21 protein-coding genes and 1 other RNA gene are annotated in these 24,047 nt (G+C 49.5%); 13 read left to right on the forward strand and 9 right to left on the reverse strand.

The window, feature by feature from the left end; translation table 11 throughout:
- Positions 1-143 precede the first annotated feature (143 nt).
- The 6 genes from clpX (at position 144) to B4923_RS03090 (ending at position 7,764) form a co-directional block, all read left to right on the forward strand.
- On the forward strand, positions 144-1,418 hold the full coding sequence (gene clpX, locus B4923_RS03065) for an ATP-dependent protease ATP-binding subunit ClpX (protein ID WP_109052892.1): 1,275 nt from the start codon (positions 144-146) through the stop codon (positions 1,416-1,418).
- A 191-nt stretch (positions 1,419-1,609) separates the two neighbouring features.
- On the forward strand, positions 1,610-3,994 hold the full coding sequence (gene lon, locus B4923_RS03070; RefSeq protein WP_109052893.1) for an endopeptidase La: 2,385 nt from the start codon (positions 1,610-1,612) through the stop codon (positions 3,992-3,994).
- Between the two features lie 196 nt (positions 3,995-4,190).
- On the forward strand, positions 4,191-4,463 hold the full coding sequence (gene hupB, locus B4923_RS03075; RefSeq protein WP_109052894.1) for a nucleoid-associated protein HU-beta: 273 nt from the start codon (positions 4,191-4,193) through the stop codon (positions 4,461-4,463).
- 404 nt (positions 4,464-4,867) lie between these two features.
- Positions 4,868-6,748 carry a peptidylprolyl isomerase gene (gene ppiD, locus B4923_RS03080; protein WP_109052895.1) on the forward strand — a complete coding sequence of 627 codons (1,881 nt, stop codon included), beginning with the start codon at positions 4,868-4,870 and terminating at the stop codon, positions 6,746-6,748.
- A gap of 138 nt (positions 6,749-6,886) precedes the next feature.
- On the forward strand, positions 6,887-7,249 hold the full coding sequence (locus B4923_RS03085; RefSeq protein WP_109052896.1) for a ComEA family DNA-binding protein: 363 nt from the start codon (positions 6,887-6,889) through the stop codon (positions 7,247-7,249).
- Between the two features lie 110 nt (positions 7,250-7,359).
- Entirely contained in the window at positions 7,360-7,764 is a 405-nt protein-coding gene (locus B4923_RS03090; RefSeq protein ID WP_109052897.1) for an acyl-CoA thioesterase, read from the forward strand.
- Between the two features lie 116 nt (positions 7,765-7,880).
- Here the strand turns inward: B4923_RS03090 and queC are convergent, their stop codons facing one another.
- Both queC and B4923_RS03100 read right to left on the reverse strand, forming a co-directional pair.
- Positions 7,881-8,576, reverse strand: a complete 696-nt coding sequence (queC, locus tag B4923_RS03095) for a 7-cyano-7-deazaguanine synthase QueC (RefSeq protein ID WP_109052898.1) — start codon at positions 8,574-8,576, stop codon at positions 7,881-7,883.
- A 125-nt stretch (positions 8,577-8,701) separates the two neighbouring features.
- Positions 8,702-9,778 carry a PLP-dependent cysteine synthase family protein gene (locus tag B4923_RS03100; RefSeq protein ID WP_109052899.1) on the reverse strand — a complete coding sequence of 359 codons (1,077 nt, stop codon included), beginning with the start codon at positions 9,776-9,778 and terminating at the stop codon, positions 8,702-8,704.
- Positions 9,779-9,895: 117 nt separating this feature from the next.
- On the opposite strand from B4923_RS03100, the gene B4923_RS03105 reads away from it, so the two are divergent.
- The 5 genes from B4923_RS03105 (at position 9,896) to amtB (ending at position 16,101) form a co-directional block, all read left to right on the forward strand.
- On the forward strand, positions 9,896-10,357 hold the full coding sequence (locus B4923_RS03105) for an Lrp/AsnC family transcriptional regulator (RefSeq protein ID WP_109052900.1): 462 nt from the start codon (positions 9,896-9,898) through the stop codon (positions 10,355-10,357).
- Positions 10,358-10,438: 81 nt separating this feature from the next.
- Positions 10,439-12,208: a SmdA family multidrug ABC transporter permease/ATP-binding protein gene (locus tag B4923_RS03110; protein ID WP_109052901.1), complete on the forward strand. Its 1,770-nt coding sequence runs from the start codon at positions 10,439-10,441 to the stop codon at positions 12,206-12,208.
- Positions 12,201-13,988 carry a SmdB family multidrug efflux ABC transporter permease/ATP-binding protein gene (locus B4923_RS03115; protein WP_109052902.1) on the forward strand — a complete coding sequence of 596 codons (1,788 nt, stop codon included), beginning with the start codon at positions 12,201-12,203 and terminating at the stop codon, positions 13,986-13,988. The genes B4923_RS03110 and B4923_RS03115 overlap by 8 nt, the downstream gene beginning before the upstream one ends.
- 447 nt (positions 13,989-14,435) lie before the next feature.
- Complete coding sequence (glnK, locus tag B4923_RS03120) at positions 14,436-14,774, forward strand: P-II family nitrogen regulator (RefSeq protein WP_002208627.1); 339 nt, start codon at positions 14,436-14,438, stop codon at positions 14,772-14,774.
- 40 nt (positions 14,775-14,814) lie between these two features.
- Positions 14,815-16,101: an ammonium transporter AmtB gene (amtB, locus tag B4923_RS03125; protein ID WP_170115999.1), complete on the forward strand. Its 1,287-nt coding sequence runs from the start codon at positions 14,815-14,817 to the stop codon at positions 16,099-16,101.
- A gap of 113 nt (positions 16,102-16,214) precedes the next feature.
- On the opposite strand, the gene tesB is transcribed toward amtB, so the two are convergent.
- On the reverse strand, positions 16,215-17,078 hold the full coding sequence (tesB, locus tag B4923_RS03130; RefSeq protein ID WP_109052904.1) for an acyl-CoA thioesterase II: 864 nt from the start codon (positions 17,076-17,078) through the stop codon (positions 16,215-16,217).
- Between the two features lie 351 nt (positions 17,079-17,429).
- On the opposite strand from tesB, the gene B4923_RS03135 reads away from it, so the two are divergent.
- A complete protein-coding gene (locus tag B4923_RS03135; RefSeq protein WP_109052905.1) occupies positions 17,430-18,023 on the forward strand; it encodes a YbaY family lipoprotein in 594 nt (197 codons plus the stop codon).
- Between the two features lie 22 nt (positions 18,024-18,045).
- Here the strand turns inward: B4923_RS03135 and B4923_RS03140 are convergent, their stop codons facing one another.
- Positions 18,046-18,366, reverse strand: a complete 321-nt coding sequence (locus B4923_RS03140) for an MGMT family protein (RefSeq protein ID WP_109052906.1) — start codon at positions 18,364-18,366, stop codon at positions 18,046-18,048.
- Positions 18,367-18,551: 185 nt separating this feature from the next.
- Between B4923_RS03140 and ffs the strand changes: the two genes are divergently transcribed.
- Positions 18,552-18,648, forward strand: an RNA gene (gene ffs, locus B4923_RS03145) — signal recognition particle sRNA small type.
- Between the two features lie 498 nt (positions 18,649-19,146).
- Here ffs and B4923_RS03150 read toward each other — a convergent pair.
- The 5 genes from B4923_RS03150 to B4923_RS03170 all read right to left on the reverse strand — a co-directional run bounded on the left by B4923_RS03150 (position 19,147) and on the right by B4923_RS03170 (position 24,041).
- A complete protein-coding gene (locus B4923_RS03150) occupies positions 19,147-19,350 on the reverse strand; it encodes an HHA domain-containing protein (RefSeq protein ID WP_009114000.1) in 204 nt (67 codons plus the stop codon).
- A gap of 56 nt (positions 19,351-19,406) precedes the next feature.
- On the reverse strand, positions 19,407-19,775 hold the full coding sequence (gene tomB, locus B4923_RS03155) for an Hha toxicity modulator TomB (RefSeq protein ID WP_109052907.1): 369 nt from the start codon (positions 19,773-19,775) through the stop codon (positions 19,407-19,409).
- A gap of 552 nt (positions 19,776-20,327) precedes the next feature.
- On the reverse strand, positions 20,328-20,471 hold the full coding sequence (gene ykgO / locus B4923_RS03160) for a type B 50S ribosomal protein L36 (protein ID WP_109052908.1): 144 nt from the start codon (positions 20,469-20,471) through the stop codon (positions 20,328-20,330).
- A 17-nt stretch (positions 20,472-20,488) separates the two neighbouring features.
- Positions 20,489-20,737 (reverse strand): type B 50S ribosomal protein L31, encoded by a 249-nt coding sequence (locus B4923_RS03165; protein WP_109052909.1) that lies wholly within the window; start codon positions 20,735-20,737, stop codon positions 20,489-20,491.
- A gap of 157 nt (positions 20,738-20,894) precedes the next feature.
- Positions 20,895-24,041 carry an efflux RND transporter permease subunit gene (locus B4923_RS03170; protein WP_109052910.1) on the reverse strand — a complete coding sequence of 1,049 codons (3,147 nt, stop codon included), beginning with the start codon at positions 24,039-24,041 and terminating at the stop codon, positions 20,895-20,897.
- Positions 24,042-24,047: the final 6 nt, after the last annotated feature.

Raw genomic sequence — 24,047 nt, forward strand, 5'->3', positions numbered from 1 at the left:
TCTATAGTGGCTAAAAATCAGTGTACGACCGATAGTCTGTAATGCGATGTTTTTTGCGTGTATTGGCTATAAATGTCGGCGTTCGCTGTAGCGATATCGCTGTGGTTGGCCTGCGGGCAAAAGACTAAGAAGAGGTTTGACTCATGACAGATAAGCGCAAAGACGGTTCAGGAAAGTTGCTGTACTGCTCTTTCTGCGGCAAAAGCCAGCATGAAGTCCGAAAGCTGATTGCCGGGCCGTCAGTGTATATCTGCGATGAATGTGTGGACTTGTGTAACGACATTATTCGCGAAGAAATTAAAGAAGTGGCGCCGCATCGTGAACGCAGCGCATTGCCGACGCCGCACGAAATCCGCCGACACCTTGATGATTACGTTATCGGTCAGGAACAGGCCAAAAAGGTCCTGTCCGTCGCGGTATACAACCACTACAAGCGGTTACGTAACGGTGACAGCAGCAATGGTATCGAACTGGGTAAAAGTAATATTCTGCTGATTGGCCCAACGGGTAGCGGTAAAACCCTGCTGGCTGAAACACTGGCTCGTTTCCTCGATGTGCCATTTACCATGGCCGATGCAACAACGCTGACTGAAGCCGGTTATGTGGGTGAAGACGTTGAAAATATCATCCAGAAACTGCTGCAGAAATGCGACTACGATGTGCAAAAAGCGCAGCGTGGCATTGTCTATATCGATGAAATCGACAAGATTTCACGTAAATCAGACAATCCGTCTATCACTCGCGACGTGTCGGGTGAAGGCGTTCAGCAGGCATTGTTGAAACTGATTGAAGGCACTATCGCTGCGGTTCCGCCGCAGGGCGGGCGTAAACATCCTCAGCAGGAGTTCTTGCAGGTTGATACTTCCAAGATCCTCTTTATTTGTGGCGGGGCGTTTGCCGGTCTGGATAAGGTTATTGAGCAGCGTACCGATACCGGACGTGGTATCGGCTTTGGTGCAACGGTGAAAGGTTCCGCTGAAAAAGCGACCGAGGGTGAACTGTTGGGCCAGGTTGAACCGGGCGATTTGATCAAATTCGGTTTGATTCCCGAGTTTATTGGCCGTTTACCTGTAGTGGCAACGCTCAGGGAACTGAGTGAAGACGCGCTGATTCAAATTCTGCGTGAGCCGAAAAATGCACTGACCAAACAGTATCAGGCGCTATTTAATCTGGAAGGCGTCGAGCTGGAATTTCGTGATGAGGCCCTGACGGCAATTGCGAAGAAAGCCATGGTACGTAAAACCGGCGCCCGTGGTCTGCGTTCCATTGTCGAAGCGGCATTGCTGGATACCATGTACGATCTGCCATCATTGGAGAGCGTAGATAAGGTTGTCATTGATGAATCAGTGATTGCCGGCCAATCTGAACCTCTGCTGATCTACGGCAAGCCCGAGGCTCAACAAGCGTCCGGCGAATAATTAGCCAAAAAAACAGTCCTGAAAGATAAAAATGGGGGATTTTATCCCCCATTCGCTTTTACACGCGTTCTGGTCGTTGAATGTAAGATATTTATCCCCATATACTCGAATACCTATTTGGTGAAACCCGTGAAGATCGTGTTTCACGAGATTCCCTTAACCTGGCGGAAACGAAACTAAGAGAGAGCTCTATGAACCCTGAGCGTTCCGAACGCATAGAAATCCCCGTATTGCCGTTGCGCGATGTGGTGGTTTATCCGCACATGGTGATTCCGTTGTTTGTTGGTCGGGAGAAGTCGATTCGGTGCCTTGAAGCCGCAATGGATCATGATAAAAAGATCATGCTGGTGGCACAGAAAGAAGCCTCAACGGATGAGCCAAGTATTAACGATCTTTTCTCGGTAGGGACGGTAGCCTCAATTCTTCAAATGCTGAAACTGCCGGACGGCACGGTTAAAGTGCTGGTCGAAGGTTTGCAGCGTGCGCGTATTACGACCTTGTCCGACAGCGGCGAGCATTTTGCTGCACAGGCGGAATATCTGGACTCCCCGGCGATTGATGAGCGTGAGCAGGAAGTTCTGATGCGCACGGCAATCAATCAGTTTGAGGGATATATCAAGCTGAATAAAAAGATCCCGCCGGAAGTTCTGACGTCGCTGAACAGCATTGATGATGCGGCGCGTCTGGCTGATACCATCGCTGCACATATGCCTCTGAAATTGGCGGATAAGCAGTCGGTACTTGAAATGTTCGATATTACGGAACGTCTCGAGTATCTGATGGCGATGATGGAATCTGAAATCGATCTGTTGCAGGTCGAAAAACGTATCCGTAGCCGCGTTAAGAAGCAGATGGAGAAAAGTCAGCGTGAGTACTATCTGAATGAGCAAATGAAGGCCATTCAGAAGGAACTCGGCGAGATGGACGACGCGCCAGATGAACACGAAGCGTTAAAGCGCAAGATTGAAGCGGCAAAAATGCCGAAAGAAGCGCGTGAAAAAACCGAAGCGGAACTGCAGAAGCTGAAAATGATGTCGCCGATGTCGGCTGAAGCGACGGTTGTCCGTAGTTACATTGACTGGATGGTTCAGGTTCCCTGGAATGCGCGTAGCAAAGTGAAGAAAGATTTGCTGAAAGCGCAGGAAATGCTGGATACCGACCATTACGGTCTTGAGCGTGTGAAAGAACGCATTCTGGAATATCTTGCAGTACAAAGCCGCGTCAGCAAAATCAAGGGACCTATCCTGTGTCTGGTGGGGCCGCCGGGAGTGGGTAAAACCTCGCTGGGGCAGTCCATCGCTAAAGCGACGGGTCGTCAGTATGTTCGTATGGCGCTGGGTGGGGTACGCGATGAGGCCGAGATTCGTGGTCACCGCCGTACTTATATCGGTTCCATGCCGGGCAAGCTGATTCAGAAAATGGCCAAAGTCGGGGTGAAGAATCCGCTGTTCCTGCTGGATGAGATTGACAAGATGTCATCCGACATGCGCGGCGATCCGGCGTCTGCTTTGCTGGAAGTGCTTGATCCTGAGCAGAATGTTGCTTTTAACGATCACTATCTGGAGGTCGATTACGATCTCTCCGACGTGATGTTTGTTGCGACATCCAACTCAATGAACATTCCGGCGCCGTTGCTCGATCGTATGGAGGTGATTCGTCTTTCCGGCTATACCGAAGATGAAAAACTGAACATCGCCAAACAGCATCTGCTGCCAAAACAGATTGAGCGCAACGCGCTGAAAAAAGGCGAGTTGTCGGTGGACGACAGCGCGATTGTCGGGATTATCCGCTACTACACCCGTGAAGCGGGCGTGCGAAGTCTGGAACGTGAAATTTCCAAACTGTGTCGTAAGGCCGTCAAAACGCTGTTGATGGATAAATCTGTTAAACATATCCAGATAACGGGCGATAATCTTAAAGATTTCCTCGGCGTACAGCGCTTTGACTATGGCCGGGCGGATGATGAAAACCGTGTTGGTCAGGTAACCGGGTTGGCCTGGACGGAAGTAGGCGGCGACTTACTGACGATTGAGACCGCCTGTGTTCCAGGTAAAGGCAAGTTGACCTATACCGGTTCGTTAGGTGAAGTGATGCAGGAGTCTATCCAGGCCGCGCTCACCGTGGTTCGTGCCAGAGCGGAGAAATTGGGTATCAACGCGGATTTCTATGAGAAACGCGATATTCACGTTCACGTTCCTGAAGGGGCGACACCGAAAGATGGGCCAAGCGCGGGTATTGCAATGTGTACCGCGCTGGTGTCCTGTTTGACCGGTAACCCGGTACGGGCTGACGTGGCGATGACAGGCGAAATCACCTTACGTGGTTTAGTGCTGCCTATCGGTGGTCTGAAAGAGAAACTGCTGGCCGCGCATCGTGGCGGTATCAAAACGGTATTGATCCCGGATGATAACAAGCGTGATCTTGAAGATATTCCGCAAAACGTGATTGCCGATCTGGATATTCATCCAGTGAAGCGTATCGAGGAAGTGTTGGCGTTAGCGTTACAGAATGCGCCATATGGTATGCAGGTAGTGAACACAACGACGCCTGAGGCGAAAACGGCCAAGGCAAAATAGTGACCTATAGCAAAAACCATTGATAAAAGCAGGGCTGGTGAGTTAAATCGTGCTTGCCAGCTTTTTTTTGTACCGCTAAGTTAGAGCACTGTTGGCTTTAGCTGTAACTTGCTAAGGTCTGGCAGGATTGATATAAAGCTACGTGTCGTGTTTTGGGAAACTAGCGCGATAATAGAATTTCAGAGGGGATGAGAGAGTGAACAAGTCACAATTGATCGACAAAATTGCCGCAGATGCTGATATTTCTAAAGCGGCGGCAGGGCGTGTGTTAGATGCAATTATTGGTTCCGTTACCGAGTCTCTGAAAGAAGGGGATGATGTCGCTTTGGTTGGTTTCGGTACTTTCTCAGTGCGTGAACGCGCTGCTCGTACCGGCCGTAACCCCCAGACTGGTAAGGAAATCAGTATTCCTGCAGCGAAAGTACCGGGCTTCCGTGCTGGTAAATCGCTGAAAGACGCCGTTAACTGATTATTACGTCACAGGTTTGGGGTGTAACACGCTGTGTTGCCAAACATTACCTGACGCAGAGATATTGGTAAGGTAAGATACGAGGCGCATCATTTTATGATGTGCCTTTTACTATGACGGGCTATCCTGCCCGTCATCCTTTGGGCCGTCGCAAGCGACGTTGAAAATCGCTTCCGGCGATTTTTTATGACGGGCTAATACCCTGCCCGATACCCTGCGGGTCGTTGCGGAGCAACGTTGAAAAACATTCCTGATGTTTTTTTACCGGCAATTCAGGTTACGATTGTCGGACAAAAGCTTAAATGCGCCCTGGCTTTGTTTGCGGGCTACAGCAATGGCAAGGATGTATGGCTTCGGCCGGCGCGGGGAGTATTATCCATTCTACAGCGGAGTGTTGTCACATTATGATGGACAATTTACGCGCGGCCGCTAATAACGTCGTGCTCAAAATTATTCTTGCTTTGATCATTGCATCATTCGTTTTAACCGGCGTTGGTGATTATCTTATTGGTGGTTCCGGAGACTATGCGGCAAAGGTAAATGGTCAGGAAATTACCCGTGCCCAGTTGGAACAAGCGGTACAAAACGAACGCAATCGTCAGCAGGAAGCACTGGGCGAGAATTTCTCCATTCTTGCGAGCAATGACGGTTATATGCAGAATCTGCGTCGGCAGGCTCTTGCTCAACTGATTGATGAAGCGTTGCTGGATCAATATGCCAATAAACTTGGACTGAGTATCAGTGATGAACAGATTAAGCAGGCGATTTTCTCTGTTCCTGAGTTTCAAACCAACAACCGTTTCGATAACGAAAAATATCTGAATCAGGTTCGCCGTCTTGGACTGACGCCGGATGTCTATGCCCAACTGTTGCGTAAACAATTAACGTCACAGCAGCTGATTCGTGGTTTCGGCAATACCTCGTTCCTGCTTCCCCAGGAAATCGACAATCTGGTAAAACAGGCGGCTCAGGATCGCGTGGTTCGACTGGCGACGATAGATGTTGAAGCCAGGGCCAACGCGCTGAGTGTTTCTGATGAAGAAATCCAGAGTTATTACGATCAGAACAAGAACAGCTTTATCGCACCTGAAGCGTTCAAAGTGAGCTATATCACGCTGGATGCGGCGGGGATCATGGATAAAATCACGGTCAATGACGATGATGTCGCCGATTTTTATGAAAAAAATAAAAATGACTATTCTCAGCCAGAGCGTAAGAAATTCAGCGTTATTCAGGTAAAAACCGAAGCTGATGCACAGACTGTTTTGGATGAACTGAAGCAGGGCGCCGATTTTGCTGCGTTGGCGAAAGAAAAATCGACCGATGTGATTTCAAGCCGCAACGGTGGTGATTTGGGCTGGATGGACGAAGGTTCCACCGTTGATGAGCTCAGGCAGGCTGCGCTGACCGAAAAAGGGCAGGTGTCCTCAGCAATAAAATCCTCTGTGGGATATTTGATTGTTCGTCTGGATGATATTCAGCCGCAGCAGGTTAAACCGCTGAGTGAGGTTCGTGCTGACATCGCCGCCAAAGTTAAGCAAGAAAAAGCGCTGGACGAATATTACGCGCTGCAACAAAAAGTCAGCGAAGCGGCAAGCAATGACAACGAGTCTCTGGCTTCCGCTGAAGAGGCCGCCGGCGTCAAAGCCACGCAAACGGATTGGTTTACTCGTGAACAGGTCCCTGCCGCACTGAATTTTCAGCCAGTTACTCAGGTGCTCTTTGATGGCGCATTGCTGGGTGATAACGGCGCGCCCGGCAATAACTCCGATGTCATCAATGTGGATGGCGATCGTGCTTTCGTTATTCGTATCACTGACCATAAAGCGGAAACCACGCGTCCGTTGGATCAGGTTCGCGATCAGGTAACGCAGATGGTTAAACGTCAGAAGGCAGAGCAACAGGCTCGCGTTGATGCCGAAAAAATCCTGGCCGATCTGAAACAAGGTAAGGACGATACGTTGAAAGCGGCCGGTCTGAGCTTTGGCGAGGCGAGAACGCTGTCATCAATTTCTCAAGGCGACGTAATGACGGAATCTATTTTCGCTCTGCCATATCCGGCCAACGATAAACCGTCTTACGGGATTTCTCAGGATCAGGCGGGCAATGTGGTCCTTGTCGCATTGGATAACGTGACGCCGCATCCGCTAAACGATCAACAAAAAGAGCAATTTGCCAGCCAGATACAGCAAAGCTCACTGGGTTCTCTGTTTGATGCGCTGCTGACCAGCTTACGTAGCGAAGCCAAAATCAAAATGGGTAACGCCGCTCAGGAGCAGCAATAAGCTCCGCATAAATTTGCAAACCGTTGCAATAACAAAAGGCCGCTTTCGCGGCCTTTTCCACATTTAAATTCCTCCGTTTGCGGCGAACTCAGACCTGCGGCAAGGTAGCCCTGCTGTCAAACACAAGGAGGAAACAGCATGAAAAGATCAGGAATAAAAGCGCTTTGTCTGGTAATTGGGATGAGTTTGTCAGGGTTACCGTTAATCGTTCAGGCAACCCTGAAGGCTGATAATACGGCGACGGCGGCAAAATCTGTTTCATCCGAGCAAAAGGCGGAAAAAGTAAACTTGCCGAACGCTGATGAGGATGAGGTAAGTATTAACATGGGAACCGCAGCAGAACTAGCTGAAGTGATGAACGGCGTTGGCCTTAAGAAAGCCGAGGCCATCGTCAATTATCGTGAACAAAATGGCCCTTTCACGCAGATTGAGCAATTACAAGAAGTTCCAGGGATTGGCGCCGCGCTGGTAGAACGTAATCTCTCCCGATTAAAATTGTGATGTTGTTCGCAACCGAGTGGTGAAATGCTACTCGGTTGCGAGCTTCTGCTAGGCTAAATATCAGGTCATACCAGTCTTGTGAGTCTTGTTGCTATGGGAGTATTGGCTTGATGCAGAGTTTTATCACCGTTCGTGGGTATCACATTGATGTTTATCAGCATGTCAACAACGCACGATATCTGGAGTTTTTAGAGGATGCTCGCTGGCAATGGCTGGAAACGCTGCCAACCTTTGACTGGATGAATCGAAACAACATTGCCTTTATCGTCGTAAATATCAACATCAACTATCGTAAGCCCGCAGTGTTAGGGGATAAATTGCGTATCGATAGTGAGTTTTTACAATTGAATACTAAAAGCGGTGTGATCAGTCAGAAAATAACTCGTCAGTCCGATGACGAAAATATTGCTGATGCTTTGCTGACGTTCGTCTGCATTGATTTGTTAACGCAGAAGGCGTTACCGCTTGAGGGTGAACTACTGGAACATTTGAATGATATCCGCCATGAGGGATAGCGCAGGGGAATAAATCAGATGTCTCCCGCTGTATATCGTTAGCATCAGGGAAACTCAGGCTATTCAGGCAAGGCGGTCATTGGGGATACGCTTTGCCTGAACCTGGCTCTGTTTGATTATCTTAAACCGGTCTTATTCTTCAGGGCCGACATAATATTGGCCGGATCGCTCTGATATTGCTCCAGACCGTTAGCGCGTAAATGGCAGGCTGCGCAATGACCACAACCATCGCCTTTAATACCGTTGTAGCACGTCAGGGTATGATGGCGGATGGTATCCAACTGCTGATAATAATCCGCCAGTGCCCAGGTTTCTGCTTTGTTGAGCCACATCAGCGGTGTTTCAAAGCGGATATCACGCGCGATCCCAAGTACGATGGCTTGATTCAGGGCTTTGACGAATTCATCCCGGCAGTCGGGATAGCCGGAGAAGTCTGTTTCACACACGCCGGTAATGACGGCCTCCGCGCCAACCTGGTAAGCATAAATGGAGGCCAGCGTCAGGAAAAGGATGTTTCTTCCGGGAACAAAGGTGCTGGGCACGCCCTGCACATTGGCGTCATAGTCAGGGACAGGAATATTTTCCCGGGTCAGGCTGCTGGCGGCTAATTCATTCAGTAAACCCACATCAAGAACTTTATGTGCGGCGACACCTAAAGTCAGCGCAAGCTCTTTGGCGATATCAATTTCTGCCCGATGACGTTGTCCGTAATCGAAAGTAATGCAGTGGACTTCATCATATTGTTGCAGAGCCTGAATCAGGCAGGTTGTGGAGTCTTGTCCACCGCTAAAAACGACAACAGCGCGCTTCATTCTTCATTCACCTTGACGCAGTGTGAACCTCAACGTATACGCGAGACCTTGAGGTGTAAAGCGGATATGTTACCTGAAAAACCGTCACCGTTCAGCGATGTCGGCATCTTCTGGGTGAACCCGGGTCAGGCCATATTCAGCGCTGCCGCAACGTTGCATGTTGTTTTGGCACTCAGCCTATTGAGATAGGGAGTGAGGTCGCCGATATTTTTTTCGACCCAGGCGCTATTGTAGTAGGTGTCCAGATAGCGTTCGCCGCTATCGCATAACAGGGTAACAATCGCACCTTGTTTACCTTGCGCAACCATCTGTTTTGCCAATTGCAGCATTCCCCAGACATTGGTGCCGGTAGATGCGCCGACCTTACGGCCCAGAATACCTTCCAGCCAGTAGAGCGTGGCAATGCTGGCCGCATCGGGTACTTTGATCATGCTGTCGATGACGTCAGGAATAAACGACGGTTCGGCTCTTGGGCGGCCGATTCCTTCAATTCGGCTGCCGCATTCGCCGGTAATCGAACGATCGCGTTGTTGATAGCAGTCGTAGAACACCGAGTTTTCTGGGTCCACCACCACCAGTTGTGTATTCAAGCCCTGATAGCGGATATAACGCCCCAGCGTTGCCGATGTGCCACCGGTTCCCGCGCTCATAACGATATAATCTGGTACTGGATTGGGTTCACGGGACATCTGTCGATAGATGCTGTCGGCGATGTTATTGTTGCCGCGCCAGTCGGTGGCTCGCTCCGCGTAGGTAAACTGATCCATATAATGACCATTCAGTTCTTTGGCCAATTGCTCTGAAGCGGCGTAGATCTGTCCGGCTTGTTCGACAAAGTGGCAGCGACCACCATAAAAGGTAATTTGTTCTATTTTTCGTTTGGCGGTGTGGGCGGGCATAACGGCGATAAAGGGTAACCCCAGCAGACGTGCAAAATAAGCTTCGGAGACGGCGGTACTGCCGGATGACGCTTCAATAATCGGCGAACCTTCTTTTATCCAGCCATTGCACAGTCCATAAAGAAAGAGAGAACGGGCCAGACGGTGTTTCAGGCTGCCACTTGGGTGCGTACTTTCGTCTTTTAAATAGAAATAGATACCGGGATAGTCCGGCAATGTCAGACGGATGAGGTGCGTATCAGCGGAGCGTTGGAAGTCAGCGTCTATTGCGCTGATAGCCTGTTTTACCCAGGTGTTGTTCATGATGTTGACCCATTTGCGCAGTGATAGGATTAGCTTAGCGAGTTTCTCGGAAAAAAAGGTTGTCTTTTTATCTTCTAATGCGTGAAATTAGAGAAAATTTTTCTACGGAATGACGTCATGCTAGATAAAATAGATCGCACTTTGCTGAGTTTGTTGCAACAGGACTGTACGCTGTCGCTTCAGTCGCTGGCGGAATCGGTAAATCTGACGTCAACCCCATGCTGGAAACGGTTGAAGCGTCTGGAGGAAGAGGGATACATCCGGGCGCGCGTCGCCTTGCTGGATAACGAACGGCTGGGGCTGGGGCTCACCGCATTCGTCCTGTTGAAGACGCAGCAGCATAATAGTGTCTGGTATCAGACGTTTACCAGCGTCGTATCGGAAATGCCCGAAGTCTTGTCTTTCTATCGGATGGCGGGAGAGTATGATTACCTGATGCAGGTACAGGTCGCTGATATGAAAAGTTATGATGATTTTTATAAACGCCTGGTGAACGGTATTCCCGGTTTGGTTGATGTCACATCCAGTTTTGCCATGGAACGTATTAAGCACACTACCGCACTACCTTTATCACTATGATTGATTATCATTCATAAGCTTTCTGTATAATCATTTTTCTGAGTTCATAATGACTCTTCTGGATATTGGAATTAAAACTGCGTGAGACTGTTTGCTCTACTAGGTTGGTATTTTCGTCGCGAATGGCGACGTTATGTCGGGGCGGTGGCGCTACTGATTGTCATTGCCATCCTGCAACTGTTACCCCCAAAACTGGTTGGGGTTATTGTTGATGGTGTCACCCGGCATAACATATCCACGGCTGAGGTTATGCAATGGATCGGCGTGATGCTGTTGACGGCCACCATGGTCTACCTGTTGCGCTATGTCTGGCGTGTGTTGTTGTTTGGCGCATCCTATAAGTTGGCAGTTGAACTACGTGAAGACTTTTATCGGCAATTGAGTCGCCAGCATCCCGCCTTTTATCTTCGTCATCGTACTGGTGACTTGATGGCGCTAGCCACAAATGATGTTGACCGTGTGGTTTTTGCTGCGGGAGAAGGGGTTCTCACGCTGGTGGACTCCATGGTGATGGGATGCGCGGTTCTGATTGTTATGAGCACCCAAATCAGCTGGCAGCTGACACTGCTGGCGCTATTGCCCATGCCAGTGATGGCGCTGGTGATCAAACACTATGGCTCCCAGTTGCATCAGCGTTTCAAAGTGGCTCAGGCTGCATTTTCATCTCTCAACGATCAGGCACAGGAAAGCCTGACCAGTATTCGCATGATTAAATCATTTGGGCTGGAAGATTATCAGTCCCGTCGTTTTGCGCAGGTTGCGGCGGATGCCGGGGCCAAAAATATGCATGTCGCACGGGTTGATGCACGCTTTGACCCCACCATTTATATCGCGGTAGGGCTGTCTCACCTGTTGGCTATCGGCGGCGGCAGTTGGATGGTTATCAATGGTTCGTTGACGTTGGGACTGCTGACCAGCTTCGTGATGTATCTTGGGCTGATGATTTGGCCGATGCTGGCGTTGGCATGGATGTTCAATATCGTTGAACGGGGAAGCGCCGCTTACAGTCGTATTCGACAACTTCTGTCGGAGGAACAGGTGGTGGCGGAAGGTTCTGCCTCCCTGCCTGCCGGGCGGGGAACGTTAAGCGTCAATATCGATGAGTTTCACTATCCTGAAAGTCCACGCCATGTTTTGAATAATGTCCGCTTTACGCTGGAGCCGGGCAGAATGCTTGGGCTCTGTGGTCCGACCGGTTCGGGGAAAAGCACGTTACTGGCATTGATTCTGCGACATTTTGATATTAAATCGGGCGATATCCAGTATCACAACCTGCCGCTGTCTGATATCCGGTTGGACGAATTGCGTCATCGTTTTGCCGTCGTCGGGCAAACGCCTTTCCTGTTTTCTGATAGCGTGACAAACAATATTGCGTTAGGGCGGCCTGATGCCACCCAGCAACAGATTGAGCAGGCCGCACGGCTTGCCTGCGTACATGAGGATATTCTGCGTCTTCCCCAGGGGTATAAAACCGAAGTGGGGGAGCGCGGTGTGATGCTGTCCGGCGGTCAGAAACAGCGGATCGCCATCGCCCGGGCCTTACTGCTGGAGGCAGAGATTCTGGTGCTGGATGATGCGCTATCGGCGGTCGACGGACGTACAGAGTACCAGATTCTGCAAAACCTGAAGCAATGGGGTGAGCAGCGTACATTGATTATCAGCGCTCATCGCCTGTCGGCTTTGACTGAAGCCAATGAGACTCTGGTTCTGCAACAGGGGCATGTGGCCCAGCGCGGTCATCATCGTGAGCTGTTGGCGCAACCCGGCTGGTATCGCGATATGTATCGCTACCAACAGCTGGAGGCCGCCCTGGATGACGCGCCGCAGGCGGAAGGAGCGGAGGATGAATAGCCCTAAACAGCTTTGGCCGACGTTGAAGCGGCTGCTGGCTTATGGATCACCGTGGCGTAAGCCGCTGACATTCGGCGTGGTGATGCTTTGGATCGCCGCTGCGGCGGAGGTTTCCGGCCCGGTATTGGTGAGTTACTTCATTGACCATCTGGTGGCAAAAGGCGAATTTCCGTTAGCGATAGCCGCCGGTTTGGCCATGGTGTACATCATGTTGCAGATTCTGGCTGCCGCGCTGCACTATTTCCAGGCGCTATTGTTCAACCGGGTCGCCGTAGGCGTAGTACAGCAGTTGCGAACCGATGTGATGGATGCCGCTTTGCGTCAGCCGCTCAGCACGTTTGACACTCAGCCGGTGGGCCAACTGATATCGCGTGTAACGAACGACACCGAGGTTGTGAAAGATCTGTACGTCATGGTTGTCTCGACGGTATTACGCAGTGCCGCGCTTATCGGTGCCATGCTGGTGGCGATGTTCAGTCTGGATTGGCGCATGGCTCTGGTTGCCTTGACTATTTTTCCCGCGGTGATCGCCGTCATGGTGATTTACCAGCGATACAGTACGCCGATTGTGCGCCGGGTGCGGAGCTATCTGGCGGATATCAATGATGGTTTTAACGAAATTATCAACGGTATGGGCGTGATACAGCAGTTTCGTCAGCAGGCCCGCTTTGGTGAAAAGCTGGGGGTTGCCAGCCGTGAACATTATCTGGCGCGTATGCAGACACTGCGTCTGGATGGGTTTCTTTTACGTCCGTTGCTCAGTCTGTTTTCTGCCATGGTCTTGTGCGGCCTGCTGCTGCAATTCGGTTTCAGTTCAGTGGGTTCTGTGGGCGTCGGTGTCCTGTATGCATTTATTAACTATCTCGGCCGCCTGAACGAGCCATTAATTGAGCTGACGACACAGCAGTCTATGCTGCAACAAGCTGTTGTCGCAGGTGAGCGTATATTTGAGCTGATGGACGGCTTGAAGCAACGTTACGGTGATGATGAGCGTGCGCTGGTCAGCGGTAGTGTTGAGATCGATAACGTTTCTTTCTCTTACGGCGCGGATCAGAAGAGCGTGTTGCAGCATATTTCGCTGACGATCCCAACGCGGGGATTTGTTGCGCTGGTGGGGCATACCGGCAGTGGTAAAAGTACGCTGGCAAATTTGCTGATGGGGTATTATTCGCCGAATGAAGGGGAAATTCGTCTGGATGGACGTCCATTGCAAACGCTATCACATCAGGTACTGCGGCAAAATGTGGCCATGGTGCAGCAGGATCCGGTTGTTCTGGCGGAATCAATGTATACGAATGTGACGCTGGGACGTGATATCAATGAGGACGAAGTCTGGAGGGTATTGAATATCGTCCAACTGTCTGAATTGGTGCGGTCGTTTCCGGAAGGATTGCATACGCGCGTCGGTGAACAGGGCAATAACCTGTCTACCGGACAGAAGCAACTGCTGGCAATAGCCCGTGTGCTGGTGCAAACCCCCAAAATTTTGATCCTTGATGAAGCGACCGCGAATATTGACTCGGGTACGGAGCAGGCGGTTCAGAAAGCGCTTAACGTCATTCGTGAACAAACGACGTTGATCGTGATTGCTCACCGGCTCTCAACGATCGTCGAGGCGGATACCATCATGGTGCTCCACCATGGACAGACTGTCGAGCAAGGGACGCATGAACAGCTGCTGCGTCGGCAAGGGCGGTATTATCAAATGTATCAACTGCAATTAGCTGGAGAAGAGCTGGCGGCCGCGGAAGTCAGCGAGCAGACGCTCCCTGTTTTATAAACATCAATTTTATAAACCATCAATGCACCTGAACATGTGAGGCTGAGCCACAGCCTCTTCACGACTTCGCACCATCACTAGGCATATCTATTCTGTTTTTAGCCCATATGCACTGAAACTTGGCGCAATGCACTAATTTGGTGCGTGTTGTGCCCCGCTTTTTTGTGGCCTATCATCCCTGGCGGCCACCCTTACGGGCCGTCGCTGGAGCGACATCAAAGATTTCTCCCGGAAATTTTTTGATTTTCTTCTCCTGATAGCGTTTTTTCCAGCTTATAGCAGACCTTAACCGCGTTCCCTCATTGATCTGAGCCAGAGAAATCATTTATGGCACACCCTTTGCTTTAATAATCACGTGCAAGGTAATTCGAGATGATCGTAATCCGAAAAATGTAATTCTAATAGTGGCGGGCGTAAGTCTGAACTTAATGGTTAGGGGGAAGATGAATGAAACTGGTTACTGTGGTGATAAAACCATTCAAGCTGGAAGATGTGCGTGAAGCATTATCTTCTGTCGGCATCCAGGGGCTCACCGTCACTGAGGTGAAGGGATTTGGACGCCAGAAAGGGCATGCTGAGCTGTATCGTGGCGCAGAGTACAGCGTTAACTTTCTGCCGAAAGTAAAAATCGATATCGCTATTGCCGATGATCAACTGGACGAAGTTATCGATGTGATCAGCAAAGCTGCCTATACCGGTAAAATTGGCGACGGTAAGATTTTTGTCGCTGAACTGCAAAGGGTGATTCGTATTCGTACCGGTGAAACTGACGAAGCCGCACTTTAACAAACACCTGACTTAGATTCGTAAATAGGGATGGATGAAAATGAAAAAACTTGTCTCCTCATTAGGTCTGGGTGTAGCTGCTTTGCTCCCGTCCTGGGCGATGGCTGCAGCTCCAACGATCGATAAAGCGGATAACGCTTTTATTATGATTTGTACCGCTCTGGTACTCTTTATGACTATACCTGGTATCGCACTGTTTTACGGCGGTTTGATCCGTTCAAAAAACGTGCTTTCCATGTTGTCACAGGTGATAATTTCTTTTGCGCTGGTTTGTATTTTATGGGTCGTTTACGGCTATAGTCTGGCGTTTAGCGAAGGTAACGCTTTCTTTGGCGGTTTTGCCAACTTTATGTTGAAAGGCATCGCCATTGATTCGATCACCGGTACATTTTATCAGTACGTTCATGTTGCTTATCAGGCTTCTTTCGCCTGTATCACCGTCGCGCTGATTGTGGGGGCTATTGCTGAACGTATTCGTTTCTCTGCGGTGCTGATTTTCGTTGCGCTGTGGCTGACGTTCTCTTACCTGCCGATGACGCACATGGTGTGGGGCGGTGGCTATCTGGCTGCTGATGGCGCTCTGGACTTTGCCGGTGGTACCGTGGTGCATATTAACGCCGCTGTTGCCGGTCTGGTCGGTGCCTATCTGTTGGGCAAACGTGCCGGTTTCGGTAAAGAAGCGTTGAAACCGCACAATCTGCCGATGGTATTTATTGGTACGGCAATTCTGTACATCGGTTGGTTCGGCTTTAACGCCGGTTCTGCCGGTGCGGCAGATGAAATTGCCGGCCTTGCCTTCCTGAATACGGTTGTTGCTACCGCCGCTGCGATTCTGGCATGGGTTGCCGGTGAGTGGATGGCTCGTGGCAAACCTTCTCTGTTGGGCGCCTGTTCTGGTTGTATCGCGGGTCTGGTTGCCATTACGCCGGCTGCGGGTACTGTCGGCGTCGGTGGCGCGTTGATCATCGGTCTGGCGGGTGGTTTTGCTGGTCTGTGGGGCGTTACCGTACTGAAAAGATGGCTGCGTGTTGATGACCCATGTGATGTGTTCGGTGTTCACGGCGTATGCGGTATCGTAGGTTGCATCCTGACGGGTGTCTTTACCTCCGCTTCTCTGGGCGGCACTGGGTACGAGGAAGGCGTCACCATGGTTCATCAGGTTTGGGTACAGTTGTTCAGCGTTATCGTCTGCTTCGTGTGGTCTGGCGTCGCAGCGTTCATCGCGTTCAAGGTTGCGGATATGATTGTTGGTCTGCGTGTTCCTGAAGAACAAGAGCGCGAAGGTCTGGACGTCAACAGCCATGGCGAAAATGCTTACAACCAGTAAGTCACGACGTTAGGTTTATCAAGTCCTACTGATATAAATTGAAACAGGGCGCGAGAATTATCTCGCGCCCTGTTTTCTTGTGGCGGGCAGGTATCTAAGGCAGCATGGGTTTTTTAATGTGCGTGGCGGCGCATTACGCCTTCCTGAATGCTGGAGGCGATCAAAACGCCTTCGCGGGTATAAAACTGTCCGCGAACAAAACCTCTGGCTCCCGATGCGGATGTACTTTCTACGGTATACAGCAACCAGTCATCCAGACGGAAAGAGCGATGGAACCACATGGAATGGTCAATGGTCGCGACCTGCATTCCAGGTTCGAGGAACCCGACGCCATGAGGTTGCAGAGCCGTTAACAGAAAATTGCAATCAGACGTATAGCCAAGCAGATACTGATGAGTGCGTTCATCATCCGGTAACGGGCCGTTGGCTCTGCACCAGACATGTCGTACTGGTTCTTCGACTTTCCCTTTTAGCGGGTTATGAAACTTCACGGGGCGCATCTCGATTGGCCGTGGTCGGGTGAATTTATCCCGAAACTGAGGGGGTAATAAATGCGCCATGCTTTGTGCAATCTCTTGTTCCGACTTGAGTTCTTCTGGTGGTGCGACGTCGGGCATCACGTTTTGGTGCTCAAAACCCACTTCATGACTCTGAAATGACGCTGTCATGTAGAAAATCGGTTTGCCATTCTGAATCGCACTCACCCGGCGGGCGCTAAAACTGTTGCCGTCACGCAAGTTCTCTACATCGTAGATGATGGGTTTCTGGCTATCGCCCGGTAGCAGAAAATAGCTATGGAATGAGTGAATGCGTCGTTCGGTCGGGACGGTTTGTTTAGCCGCGGACAGTGCCTGACCAACGACTTGCCCGCCAAAAACCTGACGCAGCCCCAAATCATCACTTTGTCCCCGGAATAGTCCTTCCTCAATTTTTTCCAGATTCAGGATGTCGAGAAGGTTTTGTAGTGCCTGGCTCATGGTGTCGGCCTCGTTGGTTGATAATGGTTTGTACTCTTTATCTTCAAATTGAGGAGCGTTCGCATCCTTCTCTATCTAACCGATGGTCCTGCCTGAATGTCAGGAAACCGAACGGCTAATGTATTTCAACTAATTGAAATAGTCATTGTTTTAAAGCCATGATGCTGTCAGGCAGCCTATTGTGGAATTAAGTGATTTACGGGTTTGGTTTAGTAATTTAAATCATCTCGCATGAAAATATCAGAATTTTGCACACATCATTATTGTGTTAAGTGAACCATACTGCTTAAGGAACGCCGGTTTTTCTGATACCGGCAGTCTGACAGGAATAAATAAAAGGAGACTGTCCGAATGAAATTATGGCATATCTTAGGTATCACGTTATCAATGGCGCTGTCAGCGTGTGCCGATAGAGGGGACTATGGCGCTTCTCCTCAAACCGGAGCGCCAATCACCGGTGCATCGTCTCAAAATCCAGTCGTTTCAATGCCTGCTGTCAGCGGTACAGTGAATATTCGCCAACGTATCGCTTTGCCGGCCAATGCGGTTTTAACGGTGACGGTATCTGATGCATCACTCTCCGACGCACCTTCAAAAGTCATTACCCAGCGCGTAATGCGTACCGATGGCAAACAGGCGCCTTTCCCGTTTGCTTTACCGTATAACCCGGCTGATATCCAGCCTAATGCGCGTATTCTGTTGAGTGCGGCGATTGCGATAGATAACAGAATCGTCATGGTGACGGAGAATGTTTTACCGGTTATCTCCAATGGGGTGAATAACGCCGATCTGGTCCTGGTTCCGGTCGCTTCGGTTCCGTTACCTACCAGTCATTCAGACTCGGTATTATCTCCGGTTGGGCAGGCTCAAAGTTCAGGGACGCTACAGCCATCCACCACGACATCGCCAATAATATCTCCACAGCCTGTACAGTCGGGCTGGTAATCGGTAGACAGTACGCACAGAGCTAGGGTGCGTACTGCCACTTGAAGCGTCGCAGATCGATCTTGCCGTAGCGGTCAAAGACAATCCCTTCTGACAACAAGGCGGATTTTTGGCGCTGATAGTCTGCACCAATGAGCGATATTTCACCTTTGCGGTTAATCACCCGGTGCCACGGAAGTTTGCTGTCATTGGGTAGGCGCTTTAACACGCCGCCAACTTGTCTGGAGGCGCGTGGAGATCCAGCCAACATCGCCACTTCACCATAGGTTGTTACTTTGCCGTAAGGGATGGCCGCTACAATTTGGAAAATACGCTGGCGAAAATTGTCATTTTCTCCTGTCATCAACGCGTTCCTGTCTTTTTGAGTTTGGCACAGTGAAGAAAAGTGTATAGTGACATAGCAGTATGGGTAAGAAAACAACGGTTGGAATGTGTTAGCTTGCAATTGGCCATCCCATCACCGATAATGCCCTCCGCTCTTTAGCAAGATAGCAAAATATCTTGTCATTGAGTCGTCAATGGAGGCTCTGTCGGTTCTCCCGCAACATTAACCTGTGGACTCGGTCAGGTCCGGAAGGAAGCAGCCGCAGCAGGAGACGTGTGTGCCGGGATGTAGCTGGCAGGGCCTCCACCAATTTTATCTCCCGTATTAATTTTCTTTGGTATCCAGAAAAGCGTTTGCTTACCGCGTGCTGGTGTTTCCCCTGTTTAAGAAGAATCAGACACGTTGTGCCGTGAGTGGGGCTTTTGTCTATTTCGTTATTGCCTGCTTATCGCGTATTTATCTATCATCCTGGATATCGCTCAAGCCACTGACTCGTATAAGAACGAACCCGATTGCGCGTTTGCCTGCCAGTATCTCGAAATCTATCGGGGGGATATATAAAGAATAGCTTTGGTTATTGATTGGGCTATCAATGAGGCTGGTAAAAATGAGGAGAGGCTGGAATTTAATAATGTTTATAAAAAAATACTATACTAATTATTGCTTTCATTGCGAATACACTTTGTTACAAGTTTTGCTTTGTTAATACATTAATAAACAAAACAAGAGTAATGGCCGATAAAGGGTTATCGGCACAATGTATTTTATATCAACGTTTGTATACTTTGCGTCTGAGAATTAACGAACGTATTTCCATACCGCGGTGGGGACTTTGTCATAAAGCTTGTTCATCGTCAGTTCTGCCAGACGGTGATCCGCTGCGGAATAGAACATCTCCAGCTCATCATTAGAGAGTTCATACTTGTTTTTCTCAATAACGCGTTCAAGCGTGTCAATGGTTGTGCATTTACGTAAACGCATCAAATAATCGATTTTTTTCATAATGGCCTTTGTGCAAACAGTACCTGGTGGTTAATAAATATAAGATAAATTATTGCTTAAGTTTTAGCAGGCGTACAGATGTTCGCTTCTGAGAACATTCCGAATAATTTGTCTTTAGATTTCTGCCAACGGCGTAGCTCGGCGTCATTGATGCCGTAGTTGCTAAACAAAACGTAGGTATCATCTAAATACTTTTCAACCTGCTGGGAAAGCTTGTTTTCGTCAGGGTATTTTATTTTAAATGTGAGAATAAATGTAGCGATATGCTCAATAAGTTCATTTAATTGGAGATTGATCGCAGATGTAGGGTCATTGACCCAGCCGTGACTGCTATCGCCTAACGTTGCAATGCTTTCGTCGCACAGATTCTCACATAAGAATCTGAGTTGGGCAATATCATAATGTTTCGGTGTGTACTCATCCATATCAATCCCTCCGTTAAGCCGTTATTCAGTGTTACTTCGGTTAACACCTGGTAAACAGGTAGACTGACGAAACTCATAGAAGATTTTAGCCCTGTTTCTGTATTCATGACGCCACGATCAAAATCGTTATCTCTATGATTCTGACAGTCATAAATTAGGCAACAACGACCACTGTACTTCCTGATATCAACAAGCTCACTTTCTACTTTAATACTAACACATGGCGTCTAAACTATACCATGCTGATACAAATTACGTCATTCCCCTATGACTATAGCAAAATCGTCAGCAAGATTCGCGGGTAATAGATAAGCTTTTCGAGGCTATTTTTCAGGATTAAATGACCGTCATTTTGATGATGTGAATAGTCAGAGAATAATCTTGATATTAGATAACCAAATTAATTCTGTTATAAAATCGAGATGGCGAGGTGATCTCACAAGAGGGTGGCGGTGATATTATCTTATTGTTTTATCTGTTTTTATTTAATGGTTTATAAAAAAAGCTCCATTACATGCATAACAGAGCTGGAGTAATTTTATAAGAAAATCGTTAACCTTTTTTCTTTTTCCTGCCTTGTACGGCCTTAAAGCGTGGATTGCTTTTACATATAACATAGACACGTCCACGGCGACGTACCACGACACAGTCTTTATGACGGTTTTTTGCCGATCGCAGCGAGCTAAGTACCTGCATATGAATAATTCCTCTCTTTACTTAAAGAAGTGTCCAAAACGCTGCTGGAAGCGAGCTGTGCTGCCTTCTTTCGCATATTCTTTCTGTTTCCCGGTATAGTAAGGGTGAGATGCCGAAGAAACATCAATAGTGACATAGGGATAGCTGACGCCTTCCAGCTCGATGGTGCGATCCGTTCTGATGGTTGAGCCAATATGGTAGTACACGCCGGCACTGGTATCATGGAATACCACCGTCCGATAATCAGGATGAATATTTGCTTTCATAGTCGCCTTAAATGTTATGTTATAACATATCCATATATTGCGCTTTTTTGCTACATGAATCAACCCTGATATTTGAGTGGTTACTTTGCTTTGCGGCTGAGGAAGGCGGGCAGTAAAAAGGCCGCATTCGCGGCCTTGGAGAGAAGTGGATTAAGCCTTAGTGAGGCTCTACCTTGTGATGCTGTTCTGACTCGTCAATCTTCTTTCCGAAGCGGCGGCGTACCACCACAAAGAACACTGGAACGAAGAATATCGCCAGAACGGTAGCGGTGATCATCCCACCCATCACGCCTGTACCCACGGCGTTCTGTGCACCGGAGCCGGCACCTGAGCTGATGACCAGCGGCAGTACACCAAGAATGAAGGCAAGTGATGTCATCAGTATTGGGCGCAAACGCATACGGACGGCGTCCAACGTTGCTTCAATCAGACCCTTGCCTTCTTTCTCCATCAGGTCTTTGGCAAACTCGACGATCAATATGGCGTTTTTCGCGGATAACCCTATGGTTGTCAGCAGGCCTACCTTGAAGTAAACGTCGTTTTCAAGACCACGCATATTGGCGGCGATCAACGCGCCAATAATACCCAGTGGTACAACCAGCATGACGGAGAATGGGATGGACCAGCTTTCATAAAGCGCCGCCAGACACAGGAAGACCACAATCAATGAAATAGCATAGATTGCAGGAGCCTGATTACCTGACAAACGTTCCTGGTAAGACATACCCGTCCATTCGTAACCGATGCCCTGTGGCAATTTGGTCACAAACTCTTCCATCAATGCCATGGCTTCACCCGTACTCTTGCCTGGAACGGCTTCCCCCTGGATTTGCATAGAAGGCTGGCCGTTGTAACGTTCCAGACGTGGTGAACCATATTCCCAATGACTTTGGGTGAACGCCGAGAATGGCACCATCTGTCCGTTACTGCCGCGGATATACCAGGCCTTGATATCATCCGGGAGCATACGGAAAGGCGCATCCGCCTGAACGTACACTTTTTTCACGCGGCCGCGGTCGATAAAGTCATTCACGTAGCTTCCGCCCAGGGCCGTCGCCAGTGTCGCGTTGATATCCGACAAGGAAACACCCAGCGCCTGAGCTTTTTCATGGTCAATATCAAGTCGGAACTGCGGTGTATCTTCCATGCCGTTAGGTCGAACTTTCACCAGCGTGTCAGGGCGCTGAGCGGCCATACCCAAGAGTTGGTTACGGGCCTCCGTCAGTTTTTCGTGACCGAGGTTAGCCTGATCGATCAACTGGAAGTCGAAACCGGTAGCAGTACCCAGTTCGACAATCGCAGGGATGTTGGCTGCAATAACGATAGCCTCTTTAATTTGGCTGAATACGGCGTTTGCTCTGCCGGCGATAGCGGTAACTTTATTCTCATCGCCACGACGCTCGTTCCAGTCTTTGAGACTGGCGAACGCCAATCCCGCATTCTGGCCGCGGCCAGAAAAACCGAAACCAGTAACCGTAAAGACTGATTGAACGTTGTCCTTTTCATTCTCCATGTAGTACTTGGATACGCTGTCCATGATTTTCTGGGTATTTTCCTGCGTTGCACCTGCGGGTAGCTGCACAATATTCAGCAGAACCCCCTGATCTTCGTCCGGCAAGAAAGAACTTGGCAAACGCAGGAACAGGAGCGCCAGACCCACAACAATTAGCAGATAGATGACCAGATAACGACCCGTGCTGCGCAGGATATTTGCTACGCTGTCGGTGTAATGGTGAGAGCTTTTTTCAAACAGTCTGTTGAACCAGCCGAAAAATCCCGTTTTCTCGCCATGATCGCCTTTGGCAATAGGTTTCAACAGCGTGGCGCAGAGGGCAGGGGTCAGAATCAATGCCACCAGCACAGACAGCACCATTGCGGAAACAATCGTGATGGAGAACTGACGGTAAATGGCCCCTGTGGATCCGCCAGTGAACGCCATGGGGACGAATACTGCTGACAGAACCAGGGCAATACCAACCAGCGCGCCCTGGATCTGTTCCATGGAGCGTTTTGTCGCTTCTTTCGGCGGCAATCCTTCCTCCGCCATGACGCGTTCCACGTTTTCGACCACGACGATGGCATCATCCACCAGAAGCCCGATTGCCAGAACCATCGCAAACATGGTCAAGGTATTAATGGAGTAACCAAAGGCCGAGAGGATGGCGAACGTACCCAGCAGAACAACCGGTACCGCAATCGTAGGGATCAGCGTGGCGCGGAAGTTCTGCAAGAACAGATACATCACCAGAAAAACCAGTACGATAGCTTCTGCCAGTGTTTTTACCACTTCGTTAATTGAGATTTTAACGAAAGGGGTTGTGTCATAGGGATAAACGACTTTCAGCCCGGAAGGAAAGAATTCTTCCAGGTTGGACAGTTCATTTTTTACTGCGGTTGCCGTATCCAGCGCATTCGCACCGGTTGCCAGTTTGATACCGATACCCGCAGCGGGTTGACCGTTGAAGCGGGCGATAATGTCATAGCTTTCGGCACCGAGTTCGACACGCGCTACGTCCTTTAAACGAACCTGTGAGCCATCCGTGTTCACCTTCAGCAGAATCTGCGAGAATTGCTCCGGCGAGTTCAGACGGGTTTGCGCAATGATTGACGAGTTCAACTGCTGGCCGGGAACCGGCGGCGAACCGCCCAATTGGCCGGCCGCAATCTGGTTGTTCTGCACCGTGATAGCTGAGGTTACGTCACTGGTCGTCAACTGATAGTTATTCAGCTTGTTCGGGTCCAGCCAGATACGCATTGCGTACTGTGCGCCAAACAGCTGTGCATCACCCACGCCGGAAGTCCGGCTGATCGGATCTTTGACGTTGGCCGCCACATAGTCCGCAATATCTTCCTGCGATAATTTGCCGTCTTCACTGATGAAGGCTGCGACCATCAAGAAGCTGCTGCTGGATTTCTGGACGTTCACCCCTTGTTGCTGAACTTCCTGAGGCAGTAAAGGCATTGCCAATTGCAGCTTGTTTTGTACCTGAACCTGAGCAATGTCGGCGTTGGTGCCGGCATCAAAGGTCAAGGTAATCTGCACGGTACCAGATGAGTCACTGCTTGATGCCATGTACATCAGATTATCGATACCGTTCATATTCTGTTCGATAACCTGCGTAACAGAGTCTTGCAGCGTTGACGCATCGGCCCCCGGATAATTTGCTGTCACTTCAATTGCGGGTGGCGCGATCGTCGGATATTGGGCAATGGGCAATTTTACAATTGCCAGCAACCCCGCCAGCATCACTATAATGGCGAGTACCCATGCAAAAATGGGGCGATCTATAAAAAACTTAGCCATGAATTA

The sequence above is a fragment of the Brenneria roseae subsp. americana genome, from assembly GCF_003115815.1.
GTDB lineage: Bacteria > Pseudomonadota > Gammaproteobacteria > Enterobacterales > Enterobacteriaceae > Brenneria > Brenneria roseae.